22 protein-coding genes are annotated in these 25,287 nt (G+C 69.3%); 5 read left to right on the top strand and 17 right to left on the bottom strand.

Annotated features, from left to right (window positions below):
- The first annotated feature begins 55 nt into the window (after window positions 1–55).
- Window positions 56–1,534 carry a PucR family transcriptional regulator gene (locus ACQ4LY_RS06445; protein ID WP_431075193.1) on the top strand — a complete coding sequence of 493 codons (1,479 nt, stop codon included), beginning with the start codon at window positions 56–58 and terminating at the stop codon, window positions 1,532–1,534.
- Here ACQ4LY_RS06445 and ACQ4LY_RS06440 read toward each other — a convergent pair.
- Genes ACQ4LY_RS06440 through ACQ4LY_RS06400 form a run of 9 tightly spaced genes read right to left on the bottom strand, consistent with a single transcriptional unit; the run spans window position 1,531 to window position 11,806 of the window.
- A complete protein-coding gene (locus ACQ4LY_RS06440) occupies window positions 1,531–2,667 on the bottom strand; it encodes a CaiB/BaiF CoA transferase family protein (RefSeq protein ID WP_431075192.1) in 1,137 nt (378 codons plus the stop codon). The two genes, ACQ4LY_RS06445 and ACQ4LY_RS06440, sit on opposite strands and share 4 nt — an antisense overlap.
- A gap of 11 nt (window positions 2,668–2,678) precedes the next feature.
- Entirely contained in the window at window positions 2,679–4,262 is a 1,584-nt protein-coding gene (locus tag ACQ4LY_RS06435) for an amidohydrolase (RefSeq protein ID WP_431075191.1), read from the bottom strand.
- Between the two features lie 2 nt (window positions 4,263–4,264).
- Window positions 4,265–5,734: an amidohydrolase gene (locus ACQ4LY_RS06430; RefSeq protein WP_431075190.1), complete on the bottom strand. Its 1,470-nt coding sequence runs from the start codon at window positions 5,732–5,734 to the stop codon at window positions 4,265–4,267.
- Window positions 5,735–5,774: 40 nt separating this feature from the next.
- The gene (locus ACQ4LY_RS06425) at window positions 5,775–6,803 is read right to left on the bottom strand and encodes an ornithine cyclodeaminase (RefSeq protein ID WP_431075189.1); all 1,029 of its coding nucleotides are present in this window, start codon (window positions 6,801–6,803) and stop codon (window positions 5,775–5,777) included.
- Entirely contained in the window at window positions 6,800–7,453 is a 654-nt protein-coding gene (locus tag ACQ4LY_RS06420) for an FMN-binding negative transcriptional regulator (RefSeq protein WP_431075188.1), read from the bottom strand. The genes ACQ4LY_RS06425 and ACQ4LY_RS06420 overlap by 4 nt, the downstream gene beginning before the upstream one ends.
- A 39-nt stretch (window positions 7,454–7,492) precedes the next feature.
- A complete protein-coding gene (locus ACQ4LY_RS06415; protein ID WP_431075187.1) occupies window positions 7,493–8,323 on the bottom strand; it encodes an FAS1-like dehydratase domain-containing protein in 831 nt (276 codons plus the stop codon).
- Window positions 8,320–9,549 (bottom strand): CaiB/BaiF CoA transferase family protein, encoded by a 1,230-nt coding sequence (locus tag ACQ4LY_RS06410; protein ID WP_431075186.1) that lies wholly within the window; start codon window positions 9,547–9,549, stop codon window positions 8,320–8,322. The genes ACQ4LY_RS06415 and ACQ4LY_RS06410 overlap by 4 nt, the downstream gene beginning before the upstream one ends.
- Window positions 9,546–10,529, bottom strand: coding sequence for a hydroxymethylglutaryl-CoA lyase (locus ACQ4LY_RS06405; RefSeq protein WP_431075185.1), 984 nt, complete (start codon window positions 10,527–10,529; stop codon window positions 9,546–9,548). The genes ACQ4LY_RS06410 and ACQ4LY_RS06405 overlap by 4 nt, the downstream gene beginning before the upstream one ends.
- Window positions 10,526–11,806: a hydroxymethylglutaryl-CoA reductase, degradative gene (locus ACQ4LY_RS06400; protein ID WP_431075184.1), complete on the bottom strand. Its 1,281-nt coding sequence runs from the start codon at window positions 11,804–11,806 to the stop codon at window positions 10,526–10,528. Before ACQ4LY_RS06400 ends, ACQ4LY_RS06405 begins: the two co-directional genes overlap by 4 nt.
- Before the next feature lie 208 nt (window positions 11,807–12,014).
- Between ACQ4LY_RS06400 and ACQ4LY_RS06395 the strand changes: the two genes are divergently transcribed.
- The 4 genes from ACQ4LY_RS06395 to ACQ4LY_RS06380 all read left to right on the top strand — a co-directional run bounded on the left by ACQ4LY_RS06395 (window position 12,015) and on the right by ACQ4LY_RS06380 (window position 16,871).
- Window positions 12,015–12,863: an alpha/beta fold hydrolase gene (locus ACQ4LY_RS06395; RefSeq protein WP_431075183.1), complete on the top strand. Its 849-nt coding sequence runs from the start codon at window positions 12,015–12,017 to the stop codon at window positions 12,861–12,863.
- A gap of 97 nt (window positions 12,864–12,960) precedes the next feature.
- Entirely contained in the window at window positions 12,961–14,871 is a 1,911-nt protein-coding gene (locus ACQ4LY_RS06390) for a helix-turn-helix domain-containing protein (protein ID WP_431075182.1), read from the top strand.
- Window positions 14,872–14,953: 82 nt separating this feature from the next.
- Entirely contained in the window at window positions 14,954–15,982 is a 1,029-nt protein-coding gene (locus tag ACQ4LY_RS06385; protein ID WP_431075181.1) for a hypothetical protein, read from the top strand.
- A complete protein-coding gene (locus tag ACQ4LY_RS06380; RefSeq protein WP_431075180.1) occupies window positions 15,969–16,871 on the top strand; it encodes a hypothetical protein in 903 nt (300 codons plus the stop codon). Before ACQ4LY_RS06385 ends, ACQ4LY_RS06380 begins: the two co-directional genes overlap by 14 nt.
- A 17-nt stretch (window positions 16,872–16,888) precedes the next feature.
- Here ACQ4LY_RS06380 and ACQ4LY_RS06375 read toward each other — a convergent pair whose 3' ends face one another.
- The 8 genes from ACQ4LY_RS06375 to ACQ4LY_RS06340 all read right to left on the bottom strand — a co-directional run bounded on the left by ACQ4LY_RS06375 (window position 16,889) and on the right by ACQ4LY_RS06340 (window position 25,267).
- Window positions 16,889–17,314 (bottom strand): cupin domain-containing protein, encoded by a 426-nt coding sequence (locus ACQ4LY_RS06375; RefSeq protein WP_431075179.1) that lies wholly within the window; start codon window positions 17,312–17,314, stop codon window positions 16,889–16,891.
- Window positions 17,315–17,339: 25 nt separating this feature from the next.
- Complete coding sequence (locus ACQ4LY_RS06370; protein ID WP_431075178.1) at window positions 17,340–18,113, bottom strand: ATP-binding cassette domain-containing protein; 774 nt, start codon at window positions 18,111–18,113, stop codon at window positions 17,340–17,342.
- Window positions 18,110–18,979 carry an ABC transporter ATP-binding protein gene (locus ACQ4LY_RS06365; RefSeq protein ID WP_431075177.1) on the bottom strand — a complete coding sequence of 290 codons (870 nt, stop codon included), beginning with the start codon at window positions 18,977–18,979 and terminating at the stop codon, window positions 18,110–18,112. Before ACQ4LY_RS06365 ends, ACQ4LY_RS06370 begins: the two co-directional genes overlap by 4 nt.
- Window positions 18,980–19,082: 103 nt before the next feature.
- Window positions 19,083–20,657 (bottom strand): ABC transporter substrate-binding protein, encoded by a 1,575-nt coding sequence (locus ACQ4LY_RS06360; RefSeq protein ID WP_431075176.1) that lies wholly within the window; start codon window positions 20,655–20,657, stop codon window positions 19,083–19,085.
- Window positions 20,654–21,616 (bottom strand): ABC transporter permease, encoded by a 963-nt coding sequence (locus tag ACQ4LY_RS06355; protein ID WP_431075175.1) that lies wholly within the window; start codon window positions 21,614–21,616, stop codon window positions 20,654–20,656. Before ACQ4LY_RS06355 ends, ACQ4LY_RS06360 begins: the two co-directional genes overlap by 4 nt.
- Window positions 21,613–22,563, bottom strand: coding sequence for an ABC transporter permease (locus ACQ4LY_RS06350; RefSeq protein ID WP_431075174.1), 951 nt, complete (start codon window positions 22,561–22,563; stop codon window positions 21,613–21,615). Before ACQ4LY_RS06350 ends, ACQ4LY_RS06355 begins: the two co-directional genes overlap by 4 nt.
- Before the next feature lie 14 nt (window positions 22,564–22,577).
- Complete coding sequence (gene solA / locus ACQ4LY_RS06345; protein WP_431075173.1) at window positions 22,578–23,705, bottom strand: N-methyl-L-tryptophan oxidase; 1,128 nt, start codon at window positions 23,703–23,705, stop codon at window positions 22,578–22,580.
- 254 nt (window positions 23,706–23,959) lie between these two features.
- Window positions 23,960–25,267 carry an MFS transporter gene (locus tag ACQ4LY_RS06340; RefSeq protein WP_431075172.1) on the bottom strand — a complete coding sequence of 436 codons (1,308 nt, stop codon included), beginning with the start codon at window positions 25,265–25,267 and terminating at the stop codon, window positions 23,960–23,962.
- Between the last annotated feature and the right edge of the window lie 20 nt (window positions 25,268–25,287).

The raw sequence follows: 25,287 nt of genomic DNA, 5'->3' as shown, positions 1-25,287 counted from the left end.
CTTCCGACGGCGGACAATGTTTCGCGCATCCAGTGTTTCGAGGCATACTGTGCCGATGGCACAGTACTCTCTGCGTGATCTGCGCGATGACGCCGACAGGCTCGGTCTGCGTCTGCATGCGGGCCCCGTCGACGATCGTCAGGTCGTCCGCGTCGACCTTGCCGCGATCGACCGGCTCGACGCTCTGGCGACCGGCACGCTCGCGATCATCGGCGGCGACGAGCAGCCTCCGCCGTTCCGCATCGACGTCGCCCTCCGGCAGGCGAGCGCGCGCCACCTTGCCGGCCTGGTCTTCACCGCACCGCTCACCCTCGCCGAGACCGCCAGGGTGCTCGCGGATCGCGGCGGAGTCCCCGTCTTCTCGGCGACCGGCGTGGGAGCTGCGGACCTCGCCAAGACCGTCGATCGGGCGATCTCGGGTGGTGCTTCCGAGGCCATGATGCGGGGTGCGCACGCCATCACGATCGCCACCGAGACGGCCGCCGCCGAGGGGAGCTCGACCGACAGCATCCTCGCGGCGGCCGGTGGGGCACTGGGCACCGAGCTGACGGTCGACGCCGACGCATCCGTCTCGTGGACCGACGCCGATGCCGTCTTCATCGGCGAGGTACCCATCGGCCGACTCGTCGCCGCACGCAGTGACGGCGCGACCGAGGTCTCGCTGCCGGTCATCGCCTCGCTGCTCTCGCGCGTCGCCCAGAGGCAGAGTCGCGATCGGTACGCCCCCACCCAGTCGCGAGCCGATCTGCTCGTCGAACTCGTGCTCGCCGACTCGTCGCGCGCCGAGGGCTTCGTCGCACAGGCCGCCCGACTCGGGTTGCCGCTCTCGCAGTCGCACGCGGTCGCCTGGCTCGCTCCGACCCGTCCGAGCGATCCCGACGCCCGTGCGCCGCGCAGCGTGCAGCCGGCACTCGAACTGTTCGCACTGCAGCTCGTCGAGGCCCGCGATGAGATGTGGCACGTCGCGTTCCTGCAGGACGACCTCATGCTCGTGTGCACCGAGGAGCACGGTGCCGGCGACCACCAGCGGCGCGTGCGCGAGGTCGCCATGCTCGTGCAGCGCCAGGCGCGCGAGCTCGCCGGAACGGACTGGGCGTACACGCTCGGGCTCGGCACTCCGCAGCTCGGCGCGCTGGGCCTGCGGCAGTCGGCGGCCGAGGCGCGCATCGCCGCCGAGTCGGCGATCGCCGCCGGGCGCGTGGGCGGCGTCGAGCTGACGGACGTCACGGGCCTGCGCCGGGTGCTGCTCGACCTCTACGCCTCGCCGATCAGCCGCGAGCTGCTGCACGACATCCTGCGTCCGCTCGACGACCTCGGCCCGGAGCGCGCCCTGCAGTCGGTGCGCACTCTGCTCGTCTACCTCGCCCATGAGGGCTCGCTCGTGCATGCCGGGAAGGAGCTGATGCTGCACCCGAACGGGGTCGGGTATCGGATGCGTCGGATCCGCGACCTGCTCGGCATCGACCTGAGCGACCCCGATGCGCGCTTCGCGGTCGAACTCGCCTGCCGGGTGCGGCTTCTCGGCTCGGGCTAGGCGAGCTCGTCACGCAGCGCCGCCCCGTCGGCGTCGAGATGCGGGGCGCGGGCGAGACGCACCGTGCCGTTCGTGCCGAGTGCCGAGCGCGCGATCGAGACACCGTCATCGTGCTCGATCAGATCCAGCGCGCGGGACTGCGGCCCGCGAGCGGCGTCTTCGGGAGTGCGCACACGGGCGACGAGCACCCTCGCCTCCTGCAGACGCGAGACCACCGTGTCGACAGCCAGGGATCCGACCCGCGATCCGACAACCGCCTCGAGCTCGTCGCGGCCCTCGACGCGCGCCTGATTGTCCGCCCACCTCGGCCTGCCGAGCACGTCGCCGAGGTCGAGCGCCGTCACCAGCCGCGCGAACATCGCATCGTTGGTCGCGCCGAGCACGACCTGTCCGTCTGCCGCGGCGAAGGCACGGTACGGCACGATCGACGGATGCGAGCTGCCCCACGGCTTCGACGGAGGACCACCCGCCGACGTCGCGGCGATCACGGTGCCGAGCGAGCTCACCGCGGTCGCGAAGAGCGAGAATTCGAGCCGTCGGCCGGTGCCCGTGCGGCTGCGTTCGAGGAGGGCTGCCAGTACCCCGTTGATCATCGACATCCCGGTCGCGATGTCGACCATCGCCACCCCGGACCGCACGGGGTCGGCGCCCTCGTAGCCCGTGACATGCATGAGACCCGATTCCGCCTCGACCGTCACCGCGGTGCCCGGCTCGGCCGCGAGCGGGCCCGTCTGGGAGAAGCCGCTGATCGACGCGTAGACGAGACGAGGGAATCTCTCGCACATCTCGCCGGCACCGATGCCGAGCCGGTCGGCGACACCCGGCCGGAAGCTCTCGACCACGACGTCGGCAGTGCCGATGAGCGCGTGGGCGACCTCTCGGTCGGCCGGATCGGCGAGGTCGAGCGCGATGCTGCGCTTGCCCCGGTTGATGGCGTGGAAGTAGGCGCTGGCCCCGTGCACGAACGGAGGACCCCAATGCCGGGTCTCGTCACCGATGCCCGGCTGTTCGACCTTGATGACGTCGGCGCCCAGCTCGGCGAGCGTCATCGTCGCGTACGGCCCCGCGAGCAGGCGCGTGAAGTCGATGACACGCACTCCCTGCAGCGGGCGGAACTCCTCGGTGTCGGTCATGAGCGACCTCCTCAACGGAGGAAGACCCGCTCGCCGCGGATCCACGTCTCGGCGACGCGCACGGCGGCGATCTCATCGGCGGGCACCGAGAAGACATCGCGATCGAGCACGGCGAAGCTGCCGTCGAAGCCGGGTGCCAGAGAACCGACGCCCGACAGCGGAGACAGCAGGGCCGCGCGAGAGGTGTACAGCAGCAGAGCCTCCGGCACGGTGATCGCGGCCTCTGCACCGAACTCGACGCCGTTGTAGGTGCGGCGACGCACGGCGGCCTCGACGGACAGCATCACATCGTCGGCACCGCTCCAGGCGGTCGCGGGACGGTCGGATGACAGCGCCAGCGGTTCGAGCCCGGCGTAGAGCCGAGCGATCGGGTAGGCATCGGGCACCTGCTCGACCCGCAGCGCCTTCTCGTAGCCGTCGTACTCCGCGAAGAAGAACACCGTGTGCGTGGCGATGCCGAACCTCATTCGCGCCGACCGCAACCGCGCGAGGTAGGCGTCGCTCACGATGGTGGCGTGCTCGATGCGCACGGACGGGATGCCGTCGAGCCAGGGCTCCGCGTCCTCGAAGAGCTCGACGACGCGGTCGAGCGCCCTGTCGCCCATCGCGTGCACGGCGAGCTGCACGCCGTTGCGTCGCGCCCAGTCGCCGGCCGCGAGCACGTCGGCGTCGTCGACCAGCCGCAGGCCGTGGTCGCACGAGTCCGGGTAGGCCTCATGCACCCAGGCCGTGCGGTTCGAGTAGGCGCCGTCGAGCACGACCTTCACCCCTGCGATGCGCACCGGCCCCTCGCGGTCGTCGACCGAGAGATCCGCGAGCGGTGCGGCGGGGTCCCACCCGGGGTACAGGGCGACCCGCGTGCGCAGTCCGCGTTCGGCAGCGGCACGGAAGGTCTCGAGCGGACGATCGATGCGCGACGACAGCAGGTCGCACACGGCGACGATGCCCCGCGACGACAGCTCCTCGCCGATCGCGACGATCGCGTCGATCTGCTCGTCGCGGCTCGGCGCCGGGATGAAGGCGGCCACGGCGTTGACGGCCGCGATCTCGGTCAGCACTCCGTTGGGGCGTCCGTCGGCGTCGCGCTCGAATCGCGCGCCGTCGGGATCGGGCGTCGACGCCGTGACGCCGGCGATCTCCAGAGCCCTGCTGTTGCAGACCGCAGAGTGCGCGTCGCAGCGCCACACCAGCACCGGCCGATCGGTGTCGATGCGATCGAGGTCGGACGCCGTCGGCATCCGTCCCTCGGGGAACTTCGTGTCGTCGAAGCCTCGGCCGAGCACCCAGGCATCCGGGCCGGCGACGGTGGCCGCATGTCGCTGCAGCGTCTCGACCAGCTCGTCGGCGCTGGTGACCGCCGGCGGGAAGCACTCGACGGCCGCCGCCGTGCCCGCGAGCAGCGCGGGATGCGTGTGGCTGTCGAGGAGTCCGGGAAGCACCGTGCGGCCGCCGAGGTCGACAGCGTCGTTCTCGGTGACGTCCGCGGCCTCGCCCACCCAGTCGACGAGTCCGTCGACGATGCGGAACGCCGACGCGAAGGCCGTCTCGGAGGCGCCCGTGAACACCCGGGCGTTGGTGAAGGTGACGGCGCCCACGATCACAGAGCCCGGTGGGTGAAGCGGCCGCCGAGCAGAGTCGCCGCGACCGGCATGCTGCGCAGCTGATCCCGGTCGCTCGCGTACGGGTCGCGGTCGCTGATCACCAGGTCGGCCGGCTGCCCGACGCCGAGCGAGGTGCGTACGGATGCGGCGAGCGCCACGTCGAGCGGAAGACGCTGTTCGGGGTGCCACGCGTCGCGGTCGCCGCGACTGCGGGCCGTGGCGGCGCTGAGCGAGATCCACGGGTCGAGCGGTGCCACCGGGGCGTCGGAGCCGAGCCGCAGCGTCGCCCCCGAACGGTGCAGCGACCCGAAGGCGAAGGCGCGTGCGGTGCGTCCGGCCCAGTGGTGGTCGGCGACATCGCGATCGTCCATGGCGTGCTCCGGCTGCACGCTCGCGATGAGTCCGAGCTGCGCGAAGCGGGCGAAGTCGTCGTCGCGCACGAGCTGCGCGTGCTCGATCACGCCCTTCATGCCGAGCTCCTCGAAGGTGTCGAGCACCTCGGTGTTGGCCCGGTCGCCGATGGCGTGCACCGCGGCCTCTATCCCGGCGCCGCGGGCGCGGTCGAGCAGGCGCCGCAGTTCGGGGATCGGCACACTCTCCATGCCGCACGCGTGCGGATGGCCGGGGTCCATGCCGGGGTACGGATCCCAGCACCAGGCGGTGCGGGTGTTGAGGGATCCGTCGACGACGACCTTGAGGCGGCCGAACGTGATGAGGCCGGCGTCGTCGACGATGTCGCCGGTGCGGTGCCCCGCCTCGACGACGGATTCGAGGAGGTCGGGCCACACCGCGATGTCGGCGCGGAGGCTCGTGAGTCCTGCGGCCGTGCGCGCAGACCACTCGGCGACGTTGTCGGTCTTCTCGTACTCGACGATGCCGACCACTCCGCGCGCGGCTGCCGCGTCCGCCGCCTCGGCATAGGCACCGGTGGGCAGCTGAGACGCCTCATCGAACGAGTGCAGCAGACCGATCCACGGCCCCTCCCGCAGCAGGCCCGTCTCGTCGATCTCGACGCCGAGACGCGCGGCGGCCGCGCGGTTCATCCATCCGCAGTGCAGGTCACCGCTCACGAGCACGACCGGGATGTCGGAGACGGTGGCCTCGAGAGCCGCCAAGGAGGCCGGGACCGGCCACAGCCCGTCTCGGAACCCGTAGCCCATCAGCATCCCGTCGGTCAGCGGTGCACCTTCGGCGCGTGCGCGGCGCACGATGGCGAGCACGTCATCGGCGCTGCTCGTCTCGGTCAGGTCGAGTCGACGGCGGCGGATGACGTGCTGCGTGAAGTGCACGTGCGCGTCCCAGAACCCCGGGCCGATCCAGCGGCCGTCCGCCTCGACGACTTCGCCGCGCGCGGTGACGGCGCCCGACGGTGCGACCGCGGCGATCAGGCCGTCGCGCACGACGACATCGATCGGCGAGCCGCCGTCGTACGGGCGTACGCCTCGAAGGGTGAGGGACTCGGTCATGGTGCTCCTCTCGGCGCCCGTCGGCGCTCGGGGACGGGGGTCAGGCGACGGGTACGGGGGATGTCGCGAACCCGAACAGGTCCTTCGGGTCCTCCGGTGCGGCGACGAGGTCGATCTCCGTGTCGATCCCGGTGCCAGCGAGGTCGGCGCGCAGGTGTCGCAGCGCCGAGAAGTCCTCGATCGCGAAGCCGACGGAGTCGAAGATCGTCACCTGCTCGGGCGCGACGCGACCGGGAGCCGCGCCGTTGAGCACCTGCCAGAACTCGGTCACGGGAAAGTCGGGGGCGACGTTCTGGATCTCGCCCTCGACGCGGGTCTGCGGCGTGTACTCGACGAACACCGGGCCTCGCTCGAGGATGCGGGGGTCGAGCTCGGTCTTGCCGGGGCAGTCGCCGCCGATCGTGTTGATGTGCATGCCCGGGGCGACATCGGCATCGGTCAGCACCTGCGCCACCACCTTGTCAGCCGTGCAGGTCGTGACGATGTCGGCACCGGCGGCGGCCTCCGCAGCCGATGCGCACACCGTGATGTCGAACCCGCGCGACCCGAGGTTGCGCACGAACTTGGCGGATGCCGCGGGGTCGACGTCGTAGATGCGCAGCCGCGAGACACCGAGCACACCGCGGAACGCGAGTGCCTGGAACTCCGCCTGACTGCCGGCGCCGATCATCGCCATCGTCGTCGACTCGGGGCGTGCGAGGCGTCGTGCCACCATCGCCGAGGTCGCGGCGGTGCGGAGCGCGGTGAGCATCGTCATCTCGGCGAGGAACACCGGATACCCGTTGTGCACGTCGGCGAGCACGCCGAACGCGGTCACCGTCTGATAGCCGCGCCCCGGGTTGAAGGGATGACCGTTGACGTATTTGAAGGCGTACACGTCGGGGTCGCTGATCGGCATGAGCTCGATCACCCCGAACGGCGTGTGATTGGCCACCCGCTCGCTCTTGTCGAACGACTCCCAGCGACGGAAGTCGGCTTCGATCGTGTCGGCCATCTCGGTCATGATCGTCTCGGCGCCACGACGCGCGATCCACTCGATCATGTCCTGCACTCCGACGAAGGCGGTCATGCGGTCTCCTCCTGTGCGTGCAGCGCCTCATGGTTCACGGCGGCGATGCGGTCGGCGAGCTTCGGGTTCTCGTACGGGCCGGGACGCCGCAGCGCTTCGATCACCCGCGAGATCACCGCCGGCGACTTGTCCTGGCTCATCTTCTCCTTCGCCTCGATGCGGTCGACGCGCAGGCGGAAGCCGACGGTGCCGTGCACGATGCGCTCCGCGTAGGCCGTGTTCTCGAGCGTGCCGTGCATGAGGAACGGGTTCGGCAGCGGGCTCTCGAACCACGAGACCAGACGATCCAACACCGCGAGGTTCTCGGCGTCGGAGAGGATCTCGGGGGTGCCGTGCAGGTGAGCGACGGCGAAGTCCCAGGTCGGCACGGCCGGTGACGATTCATACCAGCCGGGCGACACGTATCCCTGCGGGCCGTAGACGATGACCATCGTCTCGTGCTCGCCGAGCCGGTGCAGACGCTCGTCCGGACGCCCGACGTGACTGAGCAGCACGACGCCCTCGGCATCCTCGTCGAGCAGCACCGGATAGTGCGACGCGACGAGGCCCTCGCCCGGCACATGGCTGACGATGGTGGCCCAGGGATTGTCGCGCACGAGGGCGCGCACCGTCTCGACGTCATCGAGGGCGTAGTCGGGATTGTGCCTCATGGCGGCTCCTGGTCGGTGGGGCTGGAGTGGTCGGTCGGGTCAGGCCCAGGTCACGTCGGCGGTCGCGAGGACCACGTCGTCGCTGTCGACGGCCGTCACGCGGGTGCGGTCACCGTCGGTCACGCTCGCCAGGCGCAGCGGTCGGTCGACCAGCACCGGTGCGATCGCGCGCACGTCGAGTCGCACGGGCGTGCGGTCGGGAACATGGCGTCGCGCGACATCCATCAGGAGGATGCGCGTGAGAGGACCGTGCACGAGCAGATCGGGAAGCCCCTCGACGTCGCGCGCCCACGCCCGGTCATAGTGGATGAGATGCGTGTTGAACGTGAGCGCCGAGAAGCGGAACAGCTGCCGCGCGTCGGGTGTCAGCTCTTCGATCCAGTCCGCGTCGGCGGCGATCGATGGATCGCGACGCGGAGCGCGCGCGGGAGCATCCGGATCCGACGCCTCGAGGAACACGTCGTGCCAGATGCTGCGCACGGCCATCTCGCCCTCGACCGCGTACTCGCGTTCGACATCGACGAACATCAGGCGGCCTCGCGACCCGTTCTTCTCGACCACCGCACCGAGCGTCGTGGTCTGCGTCACGTCGTCGCCCAGACGGATCGGGCGGAGGAACTCGGTCGTCTCCCCCGCATACATGCGGCGGGGCAGGTCGATCTCGGGCACCACGCCGTCGCGAGCGGGCGTGCCGTCGGGGCGCAGGTCGGCGAACGGCACCGCGAAGGGGAAGAAGACGCCCTCCCACGCGGGGGGCAGCGTCGCATCGGCGACGATCGCCGCATCGGCGGCCGCGAACGTGCCGCGATACGCCTCGACGGTGGATGCGGTGATCCGCTCGGTGCGCACCACTCGCGACACCGGGCTCACGGCAGTGCTCCGGCCGCGCGAAGCTCGGCGATGCGTGCGGCGTCGTATCCGGCGTACTCGGTGAGCACCTGATCCGCGTGCTCCGCGAACCTGTTCGCGGTGCGGGCCGGGGTGGCCGGGGTCTCGGAGAGCTTGATGGGCTGACCGAACATGCGCAGCACACCCAGGTCGCCGTAGTCGGCCTCGACGATCATGTCGCGTTCGGCGGTGCCGGGGTCGTCGACCACCTCGCCGATCGTCTTCACCGCGGTGAGGGGCACGACGTCGCCGGCGAGATCCTCCAGCTCCTGCTTGGTGCGCGAGACGAGCCAGCCTGCGACGATCGGCTTGACCCGGCGTTCGTACACGTCGGTCTCGAACCGCTTGCGCATGGTGTCGATCTCGGGATCGTCCTTGTGCTCGGGGGTGCCGAACAGGTCGCAGCTCGCGTTCCAGAGCTTGTCGGTGTACGCGCCGAAGAACACCTGCCCGTCTGCGCAGTCGAACAGTTCGTACGGGCGCACCCACGCGTGGGCGTTGCCCTGCGGCGAGGCGACCGTGCCGTTCACGGTGTAGTCGACGACAGCCGTCTCGGTGAGCGCGACGATGCTGTCGACCTGCGCCACATCGACGACCTGACCGACTCCGGTCGCCTCGGCGTGCCGCAGGGCGGCGAGCGTGCCGATGACCGCGAACAGCGTCGCCGAGAGATCTCCGATCGTGACGCCGACGCGCACCGGCGGGTGCTCGGCATAGCCGTTCATCGACCAGATGCCGCCGGCCGCCTGCGCCGTGTTGTCGAACGCGGGGCGCCTGCTGCGCGAGCCGGTGCGGCCGTAGCCCGAGATCGCGGTGTAGACGAGGCGTGGGTTGATCTCGCGCAGCACCTCGTAGCCGACGCCGAGCTTCTCCATCGTGCCGGGGCGGAAGTTCTCGACCAGCACGTCGGCGCCGCGGACCAGGTCCTTGAGCACCTCCTTGCCCTCCGGCGTCGCGAGATCGACGCCGACTCCGAGCTTCCCCCGGTTGTACTGGGCGTAGTAGGCGCTGAACTCCTCGTCGCCGTGGGTGAGATACGGCGGGAAGCCGCGTGAGACGTCAGGGTCGCGCGGGTTCTCGACCTTGATGACCGTGGCGCCGAGGTCGGCGAGCGTCTGCGACGCGTACGGACCGGCGAGCACACGGGAGAGGTCGATCACGGTGACCCCGGCGAGCGCACCGGGTGCGGGGAGCGTGGTGTCGATCATGCGAGCGTGGCCTCCTGTGCGGTGTCGGGGGTGTCGAGTCCGGCTGCCGCGAACGCGCGGGCCACGTTCGAGGCAGGGCGGACGTTGCGGATGCGCGAGAGCCACAGCGTGGTGGCGGCCAGGGCTCGAAGGTCGAGTCCGGTCTCGATACCGAGGCCGTGCAGCATCCACACGAGGTCCTCTGTCGCGAGATTACCGGTCGCGCCCTTGGCATACGGGCACCGGCCGAGGCCGCCCACCGACGAGTCGAATTCCGAGACGCCCAGACGCAGTGCCGCGTGCACGTTCGCGAGCGACTGCCCGTAGGTGTCGTGCAGGTGCAGGGCGATCGCATCGACGGGGATCCCTGCGGCGAGGGTCTCGCCGATGATCGCCGTCGTGTGCCCCGGCGTGCCGACGCCGATCGTGTCGCTGATGGCGATCGTCCGACTGCCGGCCGCGTGGAGGGCGGCGGCGGCCTCGGTGACCGCCGTCGTGTCGACGGCGCCCTCCCAGGGATCCCCGAACGCCATCGACACGTACCCGCGAACGGGGATGCCCTGCGCGGTCGCGGCGGTGATGACCTCGACCGCACGGTCGATGGCACCGTCGCGCGTGGTGTTGAGGTTGGCCTGCGCGAACGACTCCGTGGCGCTGACCACCACCGACACCTCGCGGATTCCTGCGTCGATCGCGCGCTGCAGACCACGCAGGTTCGGCACGAGCCCGACGGCCCTGGCGCCTTCGGGCACCTCGAGGCCAGCGACGACCTCCTCGGCATCGGCGAGCTGGGGGATCCACATCGGGGGGACGAAGCTGGTCACCTCGAGATCACGGCTTCCTGCGGCGAACAGTCGGCGGCACAGCTGGGTCTTGATCGGGGCCGAGATGATGTCGGTCTCGGCCTGCAGTCCGTCGCGCGGGCCGACCTCGAACACCGTGACGCGGGCGGGCAGCCCCTCTTCGACGACGGCCCGCGGCGCCGGGAGCACCGTGCTCATGCGTCCGCTCCGCCGCCGCGCAGCTCGTCGAGCACTTCGCGGGCGTGCTCGACGCGGATGCGTCTGTCTGCGACGATCCGGGCGGCGACCGCGCCGATCTCGTCGACGTCTGCACCGGCGCTCGCGGCGATCGTGCGCGCATGCAGGGTCATGTGACCGCGCTGGATGCCCTCCGCGGCCAGCGCCCGGCAGGCCGCGAGGTTCTGGGCGAGCCCGACCGCCGCGATCACGCTGGCGAGCTCACGCGCCGTCTGCACCCCCAGCAGCTTCACACCCGCCTGAGCGGTCGGGTGCGCGCGGGTCGCTCCGCCGACGAGCCCGACAGCGAGCGGCACCTCGAGCGTGCCGACGAGGTTGCCGTCGGCATCCTTCTCGAACTGCGACAGCGCGGTGTACCCGCCGGACCGAGCCGCGTGCGAATGGCAGCCCGATTCGACGGCGCGTGTGTCGTTGCCGGTCGCGAGCACCACCGCGGTGATGCCGTTCATGATGCCCTTGTTGTGCGTGGCCGCGCGGTACGGGTCGGCCTCGGCGAACGCGCTCGCCGCGACGATGTCGTCGACCACCTGGGGGCCGCCGAGCATCTCGGCGTCGAACACCGCACGGGCGCGGGTGAGCCGTAGCTCGGCCTTGTTGGTGAGGATGCGCAGCAGCGTGCGGGTGCCGGCGAGCTCCGCGATGCGCGGGGCGATCGCCTCGGCCATCGTGTTGACCGCGTTGGCACCCATCGCGTCGCGCACGTCGACGTGCAGGTGCACGATGACCTGCACCCCGGCGCGGGTCGGGAGCACCCGCACGGAGATGTCGAAGGCGCCGCCGCCGAGGGATACCAGCATCGGGTCCTGCTCGTTGGCGAGGGCCAGCAGCTCGTCCTTCGCCTCGAGCAGCGCGAAACGGGTGCCGTGCGGTTCGACCGCGTCGAGCACCTGGATCTGGGCGATCATCACATCGCCGGTGTACGAGGTGGTGAAGCCCCCGTGGCCGCGGGCCATCCGTGCGGCGTTCGATGCCGCAGCCACCACGCTGGGCTCCTCCGTCGCCATCGGGATCAGGCGGTCCTGCCCGTCGACCGTGAAGTTCGTCGCGACGCCGACGGGAACGCCGATCATGCCGACGACGTTCTCGATCATGTGATCCGCCTGCGCGAGCGACAGACCGCCGTCCGGGCGCAGCGCGTGCAGAGCATCCTCATCCAGCTCCGCACCCTGCGCGACGAGCGCGAGCCGCTCATCGGGGGTGTGGTCACGGAGTCCGGAGATTCGGCTGTTGATCGACATCGGCCACCTTCCTTAGGACAGCGGCCGGATCATCGGCGCTGTGGTCAAGGACGACACTAGGAGCGCCGGGCAGGGCGGACGATGGGTGGAACACTCATCGCCGAGGCCTTGCTGTATGTGGTCGACACATCACCCCGGCTCTCGAGCGAACCTAGACTCACAGCACGCCCGCAGCGCGGCGGCCGCCCCCGATGCGCGAGGAGAACCGATGCCCTACACAGACGACGCCGATGTGCGCCTCTACTACGAGGTCTTCGGAGACCCCGAGGCGCCTGTCCTCGTGCTCGTCTCGGGCGGCGGCGCACAACTGCTCAGCTGGGACGAGGAACTCATCGGCCTGATCACCGCCGGTGGCCTGCGCGTCGTGCGCTTCGACAACCGCGACACCGGATTCTCGCAGCGCTTCGGTGGAGAGGACGACGTCGAGGGCGGCTACGACCTGATCGACCTCGCCGAAGACGTCCTGCGCGTGCTCGACGATCTGGGAGTCGACTCGGCGCACGTCGCCGGGCATTCGATGGGCGGGATGATGGCGCAGATGCTCGCGATCGAGCATCCGGAGCGCATCCGCAGCCTCGGCCTGCTGTCGACCATCCCCGGACAGTCGCGTCGCTACGTGCTGCACGGCGAGCGGCCGGAACTCGCCGAGAAGCCCGTACGCATCTCCCGAGAGCAGGCGGTCGCGTTCGCCGCCGCGGCCGTGCGGTCCGTCGAACCGGGTCGCTACGATCCACAGGTCGACTGGCACATCCGCGCCGCCGGCGAGGCGTACGACCGCGGGTACGCGCCCGAGGGTTTCTCGCGCCAATGGGCGGCGCTGCGGCGCGCACCCGAACGACTCGAGGCGCTGAGGTCGGTGAGCGCCCCGACGCTCGTCTTCCACGGTCGCGACGACGATGTGCTGCACTGGGCGTCGGCGGTCGACATCGCGGAGGCGATCCCCGGCGCCGAACTGCAGGTGCACCCGGACATGGGCCACCTCATCCCGCACGAGCTCTGGCCCGACCTCGCCGCAGCGCTGCTACGCACCGCGGCGCGCGCCGAGGAGCTCCGCTGAGGTCCGCGCCGAGATCCGCGATTTGAGGGTGGTGGCGCTCATGCTCGACACTGAAGTCACGCGCCGGCCGGCGCCGTCCTCTCCCGAAAGGACGAAGATGCCCGAGCACGACGAGGCCATCGCCTCGCTCCTCGATGCGGCCTACGACCCCGATCTCGTCGGCCCCACCGGTGTCAGCGACGCCCTGCGTCAGCTCGGAGCGAGCGAGACGGATGCGGCGCTGCTCGCCGACCGCGTCGCCCGCACCCAGCGCGAGCTGTCACGACTGCGCAGGCGGGAGCATGAGCTCACCGCGCTCTTCTCGAGCGCTCGCGAACTCGCCGAGCTGCGCGACAGCGACGCGGTGCTCGCCCGTCTCGTGCAGCGCGCACGCGAGATGATGGGCGTCGACCTGGCCTACCTCTCGGAGTTCGACCCCGAGACGTCCGAACTCCGGGTGCGTGAGACGAGCGGAGCCGTGAGCGCGTCCTTCCAGCAGCTGCGGGTTCCCCCCGGCCGCGGCCTGGCCAGCGTCGTCGTCGAATCGCGCACGGCCCAATGGGCGGCCGACTACACCGCCTACACCGCCGACCGACACGATGCCGGCATCGATGACGCCGTCTCGGCCGAGGGCCTCGTGTCCCTTCTCGGCGTGCCGATGCTCTCGAGCGACGACGTGCTCGGCGTTCTCTTCGTCGGCAACCGCGAGAAGAAGGAGTTCTCCCCCGACGAGGTCGCACTGCTGTCGGCCCTCGCCGATCACGCGTCGGTCATCCTGCAGACGACCCACACGCTCCGGGAGCTGCAGGTCTCGGAGGACTCCAGCCGCCGCACGCTCGAGAGCCTGACGGCCCACCTCGTCGAACGGGACCGCGCCAACACCGTGCATCAGGAGCTCGTGCAGGCCGTGCTCGCAGGCGGCGGCTTCGGCCCCGTCGCCGAGACCCTCGCATCGGCGCTCGGACGCGCCGTCGCGATCATCGACGCGCAGGAGAACGTGATCGCCGCAGCCGGTCTGCCGCTCGCGCCGGGGATGCTGTCACTCGACGAGCCGGTGCGCGAGGCTCTGGCCGAGAGCCGCAGCCACGGTCACTGCGTGCCGGTGGCCGGCCGCGGTGTGCGTGCCGTCTCGGCGCTCACGGCGGGAAGTCGGCATTTCGGCGCACTCCTGCTCGGCGATGGGGCGTTCGAACTCGGCGCGGTCGACCTGCGTACGATCGAGCGCGCCGCACAGGTGGGTGCACTGCTCGAGCTGCAGCAGGAGGCGGCATCCGGAGCGGACCACCGCCTGCGCAGCGAACTCATCGCCGATCTGCTCGACGATGTGCCCGAACGGCGATCCGATGTCGAGCGACGAGCGCGACGACTCGGTGTCGACCTCGACGCTCTCGACTCGCTTCTGCTGCTCTCGGTGCCCGGCGACCAGCAGACCGCGGCGGCGCGGGCACTCGTGCGCCTGCTCGACGATCGCGCACTCGTGGGCGAGTACCGCGGATTCGTCGTCGCCGCCATCTCAGGACAGCGCCGCGAGATCGACCCTGAACGTCTGCGGATGCAGATCGCGGCGGCGGTGCAGGACTCCGTGACCGTCGTCGTGCCACCGCTCGCGAAGGCCACGCTGCCCTCGTCGTTCCTCGCCGCGCGACGCACGGCTCGGCTGCTCGCCGCCCTGGAGCTCACGGGCCTCACCGCACGGGTCGAGGACTTCCTCCCGTACTCGGCGGTTCTCGACACCGACGCGCAGGGCCTCTCGACATTCCTGTCGGACACGATCGGCGCCGTGCGACGGTACGACGCCGAACGCAACGCCGACCTGCTCGGCACACTGCGCGCGTTCGTGCGCAACAACGCCAGTCCCACCCGCACCGCGCGCTCACTCAACTTCCACACCAACACGATCCTGCAGCGCCTGGACCGACTCGACCACGTGCTCGGATCCGGGTGGCGCGACGATGAGCGCATGTTCCGCATCGGCATCGCGGTGCGTCTCGACGAGCTGCGCGAAAGGCTGCGGGGACCCCAGGACTGAGGTGCCCTGGTTGTAGCACACGCGAGAACAAGCTATTTTCATTGTGAGTCTTGTTTCACTCCACTCTGAAAAAGGTCATAGCGTGAAAATAAACCTTGATCTGGGGCATGCGAGCAGTCGCTTGGTTGACAGAGGCCGCCTCCTGGGCGGTATTGACGTCACCGGTACGGCGTCCGGCCCGAGTGTGACGGTGGGCGGTAGCCACACGCCTCTCAGGGTGGTGGAGCGGGCTGCCGGGACGCCCGACCCCGAGAGCATCCCTCCGGGGTTCGTCGGTCTCGTCATAGACCGTTCGATATCGCGCGATGATCGCGAACGACTCGAGCAAAGCGGACTGAGTTGGTGGGACCTCCGCGGTGCCGTTCATCTCCAGTTCGACAACCTCCTGGTGCATATCGACCGGACCCCGGCGCGCAGCGGGGCCCCTGCCAGATCTCAGCACCCGCACCTCGGTCCTGTGGGAACGCGCGCTGCGCAGACTCTGCTCATCAGGGACGACGTTGCGCAGTGGAGCGTCAGCGAGCTTTCAGCGCTCGCCGACGTGTCGGTCGGCCAGGCGCACACGGTTCTGACACGTCTTGAGGACCTCGGTTTCGTCGAGTCGATCGGTCGCGGCAGATCCAAGAAGCGCCTGATCGGTGATCGTGAGGGGGCTCTCGACTGGTTGCGCACCAGCGAATCGAGACTGAGGACGCCGTCCGCCTCCCAGTCGTATCTCTACGCTCGCAACGAGATGGATCTGGTTCGGAAGTTCGACGCGTTGGCCGGTCGTGCCGGCATCCGCTACGCCGTCACCTCCTCGATGGGCGCGCGGCTCTGGGGGGTCCCGGTGACGACCTCAGTCATCACCCGAGTGCGTGTGGACACGAACGATCTCGACGCAGCCCGCGAGACGATGGGCCTGCCCTTTCTCGATGCCGATGAGGCAGGCCGCGGGGCAAATGTCGAGTTGTGGTCGGACAAAGGTGAAGTCGGAACCCATGACGCCGTGGACATCGACGGGGTCTCCGTCGCTCCGCAGATCCGTGTCTGGTTGGATCTCGCTCGCCAGGGCGGGCGCTACGAAGACGGTGCCGATCTCCTGAGGGAGCAGATCATTGAACGAACCTGACGGTTCCACCATCTCCTCGTACGATGCCGACACCACCGACCTGATACTGGCGGAGGCTGCCGATGTCCTTCGCGCCGCCGGGTTCGCCAGCGCACACATGGTGATCATCGGCGGCCTGGTCCCGACCCTTCTCATACCCGCGCCCGAGGACGACTCCCCTGTGCACATCGGCACAGCTGACATCGACATCTGCCTGACTCTCGCGCTTCTCGATGGCGACACGGAACAATACGAGCGACTCGAAGCAGTTCTTCGACGCATGGGTTACGAACCCGGAGAGAGCTCCTTTCGCTGGATCCGCTCATCACCGCCGCGAATCACGCTCGAGTTCTTCTGCCCGTCGTCTCCTGACCGACCGGCAGGCACTATGCATCGTCCCAACGCAACGCTGACTCCGACTGCGAAGCATAATTTCGGGACTCGCCTCTCCGCGCTCAGCCTCGACGCGGGAGAGCTTCTCACGACCGATACCGAAATGGTGACGCGTGCGATCACGCTTCCACGCGAGAAGGGGACGATAGAGCTACAGCTCTTGGTGGCTGGTCCGCTCGCCTTCCTCTGCGCGAAAGCCGACGCCCTCGCTCAGCGCGACAAGCCGAAGGATGCGTACGACATCGTCTGGTTCGTCGAGAGCTGGCCCGGTGGTCCCGCCGCCGCCGCCGTGGACTTCTCACGTCGTGACGCATACTCGCACGAGGTGCGGCAGGACCTGAACCGCCTGTCGATGCTCTTCCGTGACATCGGCTCGGTCGGAGCACGAAGCTATGCCCTGTTCACCGGCGAGGGAGGGGATACGGGGGCCGGTCCACTGTTGTCGCAGCGTCGTGCCGTCGGCGCGGTGGCCGAGTTCCTCTCCGCGCTTCCTCCCTTGGAGGAGCCGAACCAGTAGCTGCGACGCACCGTCCTCTACCGCTCCGCCTGCGCGTCGAACTCCTCGACGCCCGTCTGGGCGAACGGATGCGGGCCGCGCGGGCCGAAGACGAGCACGAGTTCTGCGACGGCATCCGACTCGTTGCGCACGCCGTGCCGCATGCCCTCCGGTGCATAGAACGCGTCGCCGACGCCCAGCACGCGACGATCATCATCCGCCGTGACCACCACTTCGCCGCGCGTGACGATGTACATCTCATCGGAGCTGTTCGGCGAGCAGCTGTCGGGATCGCCGTCGAGATGGTGGTGCTGGCCCTCCTCGGCGCCGGGCTCGAGGCGGTACAGCATCACCGAGGTCGGCAGCGCCGTGGTCTGCCGGAAGTACCACTCGATGCCGATCCGCCCCTGACCGTGATAGAGCTCCCAGTCGTGGGCGTTGTCGCCCCGCCTCTGCACGCGCATCGTCTCGCCTCTCGTGATCACCGGGTCAGGATCGGTACAGCACCGGCATGGATTCGAGCAGCTTCTGCGTGTACGAATGCTGCGGAGCGTTCATGACCTGCTCACCGGTCCCCTCCTCGACGACCTTGCCCTGATGCATCACCGCGACCCGATGGGCGATGTGGTGCACGACCGACAGGTTGTGGGTGATGAAGAGGTAGGTGACGCCCGTGTCCTTCTGCAGCTGCACGAGCAGGTTCAGCACCTGGGCCTGCACCGAGACGTCGAGCGCCGAGGTCGGCTCGTCGAGCACCACGAACTCGGGCTCTGCGGCCATGGCGCGCGCGATCGCGATGCGCTGGCGCTGTCCGCCCGAGAACTCGTGCGGATAGCGGCCGGCCGAGTCCATGGGCAGACCGACGCGATCGAGCGAGTCCGCGATGCGGCGCCGACGCTCCTTCTGGCCGATTCCGGCGGCGACGAGTGGCTCCGAGATCGATCTCGCGACGGTGAAGCGCGGATCGAGAGAATCGTTCGGGTCCTGGAAGACCATCTGGATGCGGCGGCGGTGGCGACGCAGCGCACTGCCGCGCAAGCCGGTGACGTCGGCCCCGTCGAAGGCGATGGTTCCGAGCGTGGGCTTGCGCATGAGCAGGATCGCGCGAGCGAGCGTGCTCTTCCCCGATCCGGATTCACCGACCAGGCCGAGGGTCTCACCCCGGGGCACGCTCAGGCTCACGTCGTCGAGGGCGGTCATGGCGTTGTCGCCGTGCCCGAACCGCTGGGTCACGTTCTGAACCTGCAGCACGTCGTCGGTCATGATGCCTCCTCGAGGACGGCCGGCACGTCGGCGAAGTCGTTCACCGCGGGGATCACCGCGAGCGGCGAGCGCACGGGGACGGACGGGCGGGGGATGCTCTCGAGCAGAGCCCTCGTGTACGGATGCTTCGGGTCCTCCAGCACGCGGCGGGCGATGCCGGTCTCGACGACCCTCCCCCGGTACATCACGGCGACGCGCTCGCAGAGCTGGCCGATCACGCCGAGGTCGTGGCTGATGAACAGCACTCCCATGCCGGTCTCGTCGCGCAGGCTCTTGATCAGGTCGAGGATCTGGGCCTGCACCGTCACATCCAGCGCCGTCGTGGGCTCGTCGGCGACGAGCAGATCGGGGCCGGCGGCGACGGCGATGGCGATCACGACGCGCTGCCGCTGACCGCCGGACAGCTGGTGCGGGTAGTAGTCGAGTCGCTTCTCGGCATCCGGCATCTGCACGAGCCGCAGGATCTCGAGCGCCCGCGCCCTCGCCTGCTTCTTGTCGGCTTTGCCGTGGATCTGCAGCACCTCGGCGATCTGGGGTCCGATGCGCATGCAGGGGTTGAGGGCCGACATCGGCTCCTGGAAGACCATGGATGCCTTCAGCCCTCGCACCTGCCCCCAGTCGCGCTCGGTCGCGCCGTTCATGTCGGCCCCTGCGATCTCCATCGTCGACGCGGTCACGCGCGCGGAGTCGGGCAGGAGTCCCATCATCGCCAGCGCGATGCTCGACTTGCCGCTGCCGGATTCGCCGATCACTCCGACGATCTCGCCCTTGCGGACCCGCAGCGAGACTCCCGACACCGAGGGCGGCGCGGCGCCGTAGGCGATGCTGAGGTCGTCGACGCGGAGGGCGTCTGTGGCGTCGATCATGCGCGGCTCGGCTTTCTGTGGAGAGTGATGAGGGATGCGAGGGGTGTGTGCCCGGGCGCCTCCGGCGAGCGCGTGCTCGTCGCGAAGCCGCCCGGGCGGGGTGTCACTGCGAGAGCCAGGCCCGGTCGAGAGCCGAGCGCGAGTAGAACGCGTCGTTCTCGTAGCCGTGCAGCTTGTTCGAGTCCCAGACCTCGAAGTAGACCGGAACCGCCGCGGGCACGACCTCGAGCACCTGCTCGGCGGTCTCCGTGGCGAGCTGATCGACGAGGTCGTTGTACTCCTCGGGCGACGTGGCGGCCTTCGCCTGCTGGAGCAGCTCCCGCGCCTTCTCAGCGTCGGGGTTGCCGTCCCAGTGGTTGTAGACGCCGCCTTCGAGCAGCACCGGTTCGAGGTAGAACACGGCCGAGGCGCGGGGGCTGCCGGGGATCGCGACGAGGTCGGTCCACGATTCGCCGGTCGTGAAGATCGGCGAGATCTCGGCCAGCGGCGTGGCCTTGAGAGTCAGCGTGATGCCCGCCTCGGCCAGCTGCTGCTGCATCATCTCGTACACCGGGTGATGAGCCGCGGCGACGTCGCCCATGTAGCTGAGGGTGATCTCCGGGTTCGGCTCGCCCGCCTCTTCGAGCAGACGCTTGGCCTCGTCTAGGTCGCGCGTGTAATAGGGCAGGTCGGCGGTCTCGGGAGCACCCGGGTCACCGGCGGGCGGCACGAACGAGACCCCGGCGTTGCCGAGCATCGCGGTGTCGACGAGAGCTTGGCGGTCGAGTGCCAGCGAGAAGGCGCGACGCACGTTCACGTCCGCGAGCGGGCCCTCCTCGGGGTTGATGTAGATCGCCAGGTTCTGACGGAACGCGGCGTCTCCGAGAGTGAAGCCCGTGCTCGCGGCCTGCTGTGCGAGGCTGCCGTCGATGAACGACGCCGCCTGCACGCTCCCCTGCTGCACCGCCGCGAGAAGGGTGTTCTCGTCGGGGTACAGCTCGAACACGATCTTGTCGAGGTAGGGCTCCTCGCCCCAGTAGTCCTCGTTCTTCTCCATCGTGATCGAGACGCCCTGGTTCCACTCGGTCACCTGGTAGGCCCCGGTGCCGGCGGTGGTGGTCTGGCGTTCCTCCTCCGTGGCGGTGCCGTAGCCCTCCTCGCTGACGATGAAGAAGGTCTGGCGGGCCGAGACCGCGTCGAGGAAGGTGCCGTCCGGCTGACTGAAGTGGAATGTCACCTCGTGGTCTCCGGTGGCCTCCACGCTCTCCATGCTGCTGAGGTAGGTGGCGTTCGAGCCGCCGTCCGCACGGGTCTCGAAGGAGTAGACGACATCGCCCGCGTCGAAAGGGCTCCCGTCCGAGAACGTCACGTCATCGCGCAACTGGAACACCCAGGTGAGCTCGTCCGGCTGATCCCACTCGGTCGCGAGCGCCGGTTCGACGGTGCCGTCATCGTCGCGCGTGAGCAGCGTGTCGTAGGCGATCGAGTCGATGACCTCGGCCGCGATGGCCGAGGCGACCATCGGATCGATGCCTCCTGCCGAGGGCTCTGCCGGAACGCCCCAGGTGAGGGTTCCGCCCGAGACCGGCTCACCGGCGTCCTGCTCTCCGCTGCCGGTGGTGCCGCCGGACGTGCATCCGGCGATCGCCAGGGTCGCGACGGCGAGTGCCGCCGCCCCTGCCCAGTGTCGTCTGTTCATGAGGGCCTCTTCTCCGTTCGGGTGTGCTGCGTGGATGTCGTGGTGCGTTCGGGTGCCGCCGGGCCGCGGCGCTTCGCGCGCCGCCCCAGCGAGAAGGCGGGTTCGCGGCGAGGGGCGAGGTAGTCCTGCATCCCGTCGGCGAGAAGGTTCCAGGCCGCGGACAGGAGGATGATCACGAGCGACGGCAGGATGATCAGCAGAGGCTGCATCTGCATGAAGCGCGTGAACTCGCTGATCATCCGGCCGGCCGACGGCTCGGGTGCCTGCACGCCCTGGCCGAGGTAGCTCAGCGCGGCCTCGATCAGCACGACCTGCGAGGCGACCGACGCGAACTGCACGAACAGCGGCGTCAGCACGTTGGGCAGCAGGTGCTCGACGATCACCCGGGTCGGACGGACTCCGCTCAGGGTGGCGGCGAGCACGAAGTCGCGCTCACGGAGAGCGATGACGGGAGCACGCATCACTCGGGCGAATCCGGGAGCGAACACGAGGCCGAGCGCGAGGATCAGCGGCCAGGGCCCGTTGCCGATCACGACGCCGACGACGAGAGCGACGAGGATCGCAGGCAGCGCGAGGATCGCATCGACGACGCGCATGATGACGGAGTCGACCCATCCCCCGACGTAGCCGGCGACCAGGCCGAAGAAGGTGCCGATCACCGCGCCGAGCAGGGCGGCCGCACCCGAGATGACGAGGCTGGTCCGCGCGGCGAGCGCAAGTCGGGTGAACGTGTCGCGGCCCAGGTTGTCGGTGCCGAGAAGGTGCTCGAGGCTCGGGGGCGCGAAGGCGGGTCCCGACGCGACGAAGGGATCGTAGGGCGGCCAGATCGACATCCATCCGGCGACGATGAGGATGACGCCGAGGATTCCGGCGCCGCTCCAGAAGGCGGGGCCGAACCGGCGGCGAGCCGGCCGCTTGCCGGCGACCTTGGCGAGGGCGAGTTCTCTGGTGACGGTCATCGCGTGTGCACCCTCACTCGGGGATCGATCAGCGGATAGAGCAGGTCGACGACGAAGTTGATCACGACGTAGACGACACCGATCAGCAGCACCGTGGCCTGGATGATCGGGTAGTCGGACGAGCGGATGCCGGTGAGTAGCAGCGACCCCATGCCGGGAAGCGAGAAGACGGCTTCGATGACGACGGTGCCTCCCACCAGCGCCGCGAGTTCGATGCCGATCACGGTCATCACCGGGATGAGCGCATTGCGCAGAGCGTGTCTCCCGACCAGCCGGCCCGGTGAGGCGCCTTTGGCCCGAGCCGTGCGCACGAAGTCCTGGCCGAGGGTGTCGAGCAGCGTGCCGCGCGTGTACCGGGCGATGATCGCGGCGAGCACGATGCCGATCAGCAGAGCGGGCAGGATGAGCACCCCGATCGCTCGCAGCGGATCACCCGCCGCCCCCGAGTAGCCGACGAGCGGCAGTCGCAGAGTCAGCGAGTTGACGAGGATCAGCACCGTTCCGAGCACGAACGGGGGTGTCGCGAGAAGCACGAACGACATGCCGCGCACGACGTTGTCCGGTGCGCGACGCCAGCGGGTCGCCGCGAGCACTCCGGCCGGGATGCCGAGGGCGGTGCCGAAGAGCGTCGCCATCACGGCGAGCGTGAGGCTGAGCGGCAGCCGCGTCGCGATGAGGTCCGACACCTCGCCGGGCACCGTGATGGCGCGACCGAAGTCGCCCTGCACGACGCCGAGCAGCCAGACGAAGTACTGCGTGATCCACGGCTGATCGAGGCCCAGCTCGGTGCGCAGCGCCGCGAGCTTGGCTGGGTCGGGGTTAGCGGGGTCCGCGAACGCGGCGAGCGGGTCGCCGGGGATGATCCGCACCATCGAGAACACGAGGATGGACAGCACGAACAGGACGAAGAGCGACGAGAGCAGCCGCTGGAGGATGTACCGGGTCACCGTCGCATCCCGGATCAGACGAGCATCGAGTCGGCGGCCGCGAACTCGCTCAGATCGTCGGTCGACTCCCCGTCGAGGGCGAGCTCGGCGAGCACACGGCCGAGTGCCGGGGTGAACTTGAAGCCGTGGCCGGCGGCCAGGCCCACGATGATGTCGGGATGCTGCGGCAGCGCGCTGAGCACGAACCGGCGATCCTTGGTCAGCGCGTACTGACAGGTGACGGTCCGCAGCTCGGGGCCCGCCCCGGGGATGACGTCGTGCATGAACCCGGTGAGCTGTTCGATCAGCTCCGGATCGGGCACGAACGACCGGGTCTCGGGCGTCATCCGGTTCTCCGACACGTCACGGGCCGCTTTGATCGTCGGCTCGCCGTAGGTGGGGAACCCGTAGTAGCACTCGTGGTCCTCCCAGATCCAGACGGGGAACACCGCGCGGTCGTAGTCGTCCGGCTCGGCAGGGCGGAAGTAGCTCACCTGCTCCTGCATGATGTCGAGGGGGATCGTCGCGCCCAGCGGGTCGAGCAGCGTGTTGGTCCAGGCGTCCGTCGCGAGGATCACCTTTCCGGCGCGGATGTCGCCGTTCGCGGTGTGCACGATCACGCCGTCGCCGTCCGGGGTGAGGCTCTCGACCGGAGTGCGGTCGCGGATGTCGGCGCCGTGCACGCGGGCGCGCATCTGCAGCGTGGCGACGGTGCGCGAGGCATGGGCGATCCCCGTGTCGGCGGTGTAGACGGTCTCGACGTTCTCGGGCACGCGGAACTGCGGCCAGCGCGAGTGCACCTCGTCGGGCGAGAGCAGCTCGTGCTCGACCTCGCACTCCGTGAGCGCGGCGGTGAAGTCCGACGCCGAGTACGGGCCGTCTGTCGGCAGCAGGATCACACCGCCGGTGATGGTCAGCAGACGCTCTCCGGACTCCTGCTCGAGGTCGGCCCAGTCACGATAGGCGGACTGGGCGAGGCGCACGTAGGCGCTCGAGCCGTAGGAGGTCCGCACGATGCGCGACGTGTCGTGCGAGGCGCCTCGTACGTGCCCGAGCTCGTACTGCTCGAGCGCGACCACCTTCGCTCCCCGACGGGCCAGGTGGTAGGTGGCTGCGCTGCCGAGCGCTCCCATCCCGACGACTGCGACCTCGAACGACTCCATGATGCTCCGTCTCTCACTCGGCCGGTGCAGCACATCGGCCTGTTGTCGTTCAGTGTGCGGCTCGCCGCATAACCGCGACTATGGGCCGATGTCCCATGTTGTCCGCGCAGGAATGTACGTTCGATACGCACACGACGGCAATGTGTCACGAAGAAGTGGACGAGGTTTCACACACGTTTCCGACCGCACGACGAAGCCCCCGCACGCAGTCGCGTGCGGGGGCCTCACCGGTCCCGGGGGAGAGCAGCTGGGGACTACTTCGAGACGAGCTCCGAGGGAAGATCCGCCGCCTTGTTGACCGCCCGATGCTGGCGCACGGTCATGGTGAGGATCGCACCGACGATCATGATCGCGCCCGTGATGTAGAGCGCGATCGTCGCGACTCCGGTGGTGTCCTTCACGAAGCCGATCAGGTACGGCGCCGCGAAACCGGCGAGGTTTCCGGTCGAGTTGATGAGCGCGATTCCGCCGGCGAGCGCGGTTCCGGCGAGCATCGAGGTCTGGAAGCTCCAGAAGATCGCGGGGATCGACAGGGCTCCGGCGTTCGCGAGGCAGAGTCCGATGATGCCCCAGACCGGATCGGTGCCCGCGATGATGCAGACCGCGAAGCCGGTGGCGCTGAGCAGGAAGGCCGCGGCGATGAACTTCCGCCGCTCGCCCGCACGGTCCGACAGGAACCCGAACGTCACCATCGACACGATCGCGGCGAGGCTCGGCAGGGCGCTGAGGAAGCCGACCTGCACGGTGTCGGTGATGCCGAGGTCGCCGATCAGGGTCGGCAGCCAGAAGCTGATGCCGTAGAGCGCGAAGTTGTAGGAGAAGTAGACCGCGGTGAGCAGCCAGATCAGCTTGCTCGTGAAGACCTTGCGCAGCGGGGTCTCGGCCTCGTCGACGCGCTCGGCCGCGAGCAGGGCGCCGAGACGATCACGCTCGGGTTCGGTGAGCCAGGTGACGGTGCGGTAGTCCTCCTGCAGGCAGAACAGGATGACGATGCCGAGCAGCACGGTCGGGATCGCCTCGATGACGAACAGCCACTGCCATCCGGCGTGGCCCCAGACGCCGTCCATGCCGCTGAGGATGAACCCGGAGACCGGTCCGCCGATCAGGCCGGACGATGCGAGGGCGATGTAGAAGATGCCCCAGGCGCGGCCGCGCCGGCTGGCCGGGAACCAGTGCGCCATGTAGAAGAGGATGCCGGGGATGAACCCGGCCTCGGCGACACCCAGCAAGAAGCGCAGCAGGTAGAACATCCACTCGCTGTCGACGATGAACATGAGGCCAGAGATGAGGCCCCAGGTGATCATGATGCGCGCGATCCAGCGGCGCGCGCCGACCTTGGCGAGGATCAGGTTCGAGGGGATCTCGAAGATGAAGTATCCGATGAAGAACAGCCCGGCGCCGAGGCCGTAGACGACGTTCGAGAAGCCGAGGTCGGCGCTCATGGTCGCCTGCGCGTATCCGATGTTCACGCGGTCGAGGTACGAGAGGAAGAAGCCGAGCATCGCGAGCGGGAGCACGCGCAGCATCACCTTCCGGAAGAGCTTGTCGTCGTTGACGTTCATGGGGGTCCTTGGTCGTTCGT

This window comes from Microbacterium phyllosphaerae, from assembly GCF_050628115.1.
GTDB classification, from domain to species: domain Bacteria; phylum Actinomycetota; class Actinomycetes; order Actinomycetales; family Microbacteriaceae; genus Microbacterium; species Microbacterium phyllosphaerae_A.
This window is presented reverse-complemented; position numbering and strand designations above follow the sequence as displayed.

Coding starts and splice junctions, on each gene's coding strand:
- ACQ4LY_RS06445 (WP_431075193.1), top strand. CDS start 56: ATGGCACAGTACTCTCTGCGTGATCTGCGCGATGACGCCGACAGGCTC.
- ACQ4LY_RS06440 (WP_431075192.1), bottom strand. CDS start 2,667: ATGACCGACACCGAGGAGTTCCGCCCGCTGCAGGGAGTGCGTGTCATC.
- ACQ4LY_RS06430 (WP_431075190.1), bottom strand. CDS start 5,734: ATGACCGAGTCCCTCACCCTTCGAGGCGTACGCCCGTACGACGGCGGC.
- ACQ4LY_RS06425 (WP_431075189.1), bottom strand. CDS start 6,803: ATGACCGCCTTCGTCGGAGTGCAGGACATGATCGAGTGGATCGCGCGT.
- ACQ4LY_RS06420 (WP_431075188.1), bottom strand. CDS start 7,453: ATGAGGCACAATCCCGACTACGCCCTCGATGACGTCGAGACGGTGCGC.
- ACQ4LY_RS06410 (WP_431075186.1), bottom strand. CDS start 9,549: ATGATCGACACCACGCTCCCCGCACCCGGTGCGCTCGCCGGGGTCACC.
- ACQ4LY_RS06405 (WP_431075185.1), bottom strand. CDS start 10,529: ATGAGCACGGTGCTCCCGGCGCCGCGGGCCGTCGTCGAAGAGGGGCTG.
- ACQ4LY_RS06400 (WP_431075184.1), bottom strand. CDS start 11,806: ATGTCGATCAACAGCCGAATCTCCGGACTCCGTGACCACACCCCCGAT.
- ACQ4LY_RS06395 (WP_431075183.1), top strand. CDS start 12,015: ATGCCCTACACAGACGACGCCGATGTGCGCCTCTACTACGAGGTCTTC.
- ACQ4LY_RS06390 (WP_431075182.1), top strand. CDS start 12,961: ATGCCCGAGCACGACGAGGCCATCGCCTCGCTCCTCGATGCGGCCTAC.
- ACQ4LY_RS06375 (WP_431075179.1), bottom strand. CDS start 17,314: ATGCGCGTGCAGAGGCGGGGCGACAACGCCCACGACTGGGAGCTCTAT.
- ACQ4LY_RS06370 (WP_431075178.1), bottom strand. CDS start 18,113: ATGACCGACGACGTGCTGCAGGTTCAGAACGTGACCCAGCGGTTCGGG.
- ACQ4LY_RS06365 (WP_431075177.1), bottom strand. CDS start 18,979: ATGATCGACGCCACAGACGCCCTCCGCGTCGACGACCTCAGCATCGCC.
- ACQ4LY_RS06360 (WP_431075176.1), bottom strand. CDS start 20,657: ATGAACAGACGACACTGGGCAGGGGCGGCGGCACTCGCCGTCGCGACC.
- ACQ4LY_RS06355 (WP_431075175.1), bottom strand. CDS start 21,616: ATGACCGTCACCAGAGAACTCGCCCTCGCCAAGGTCGCCGGCAAGCGG.
- solA (WP_431075173.1), bottom strand. CDS start 23,705: ATGGAGTCGTTCGAGGTCGCAGTCGTCGGGATGGGAGCGCTCGGCAGC.
- ACQ4LY_RS06340 (WP_431075172.1), bottom strand. CDS start 25,267: ATGAACGTCAACGACGACAAGCTCTTCCGGAAGGTGATGCTGCGCGTG.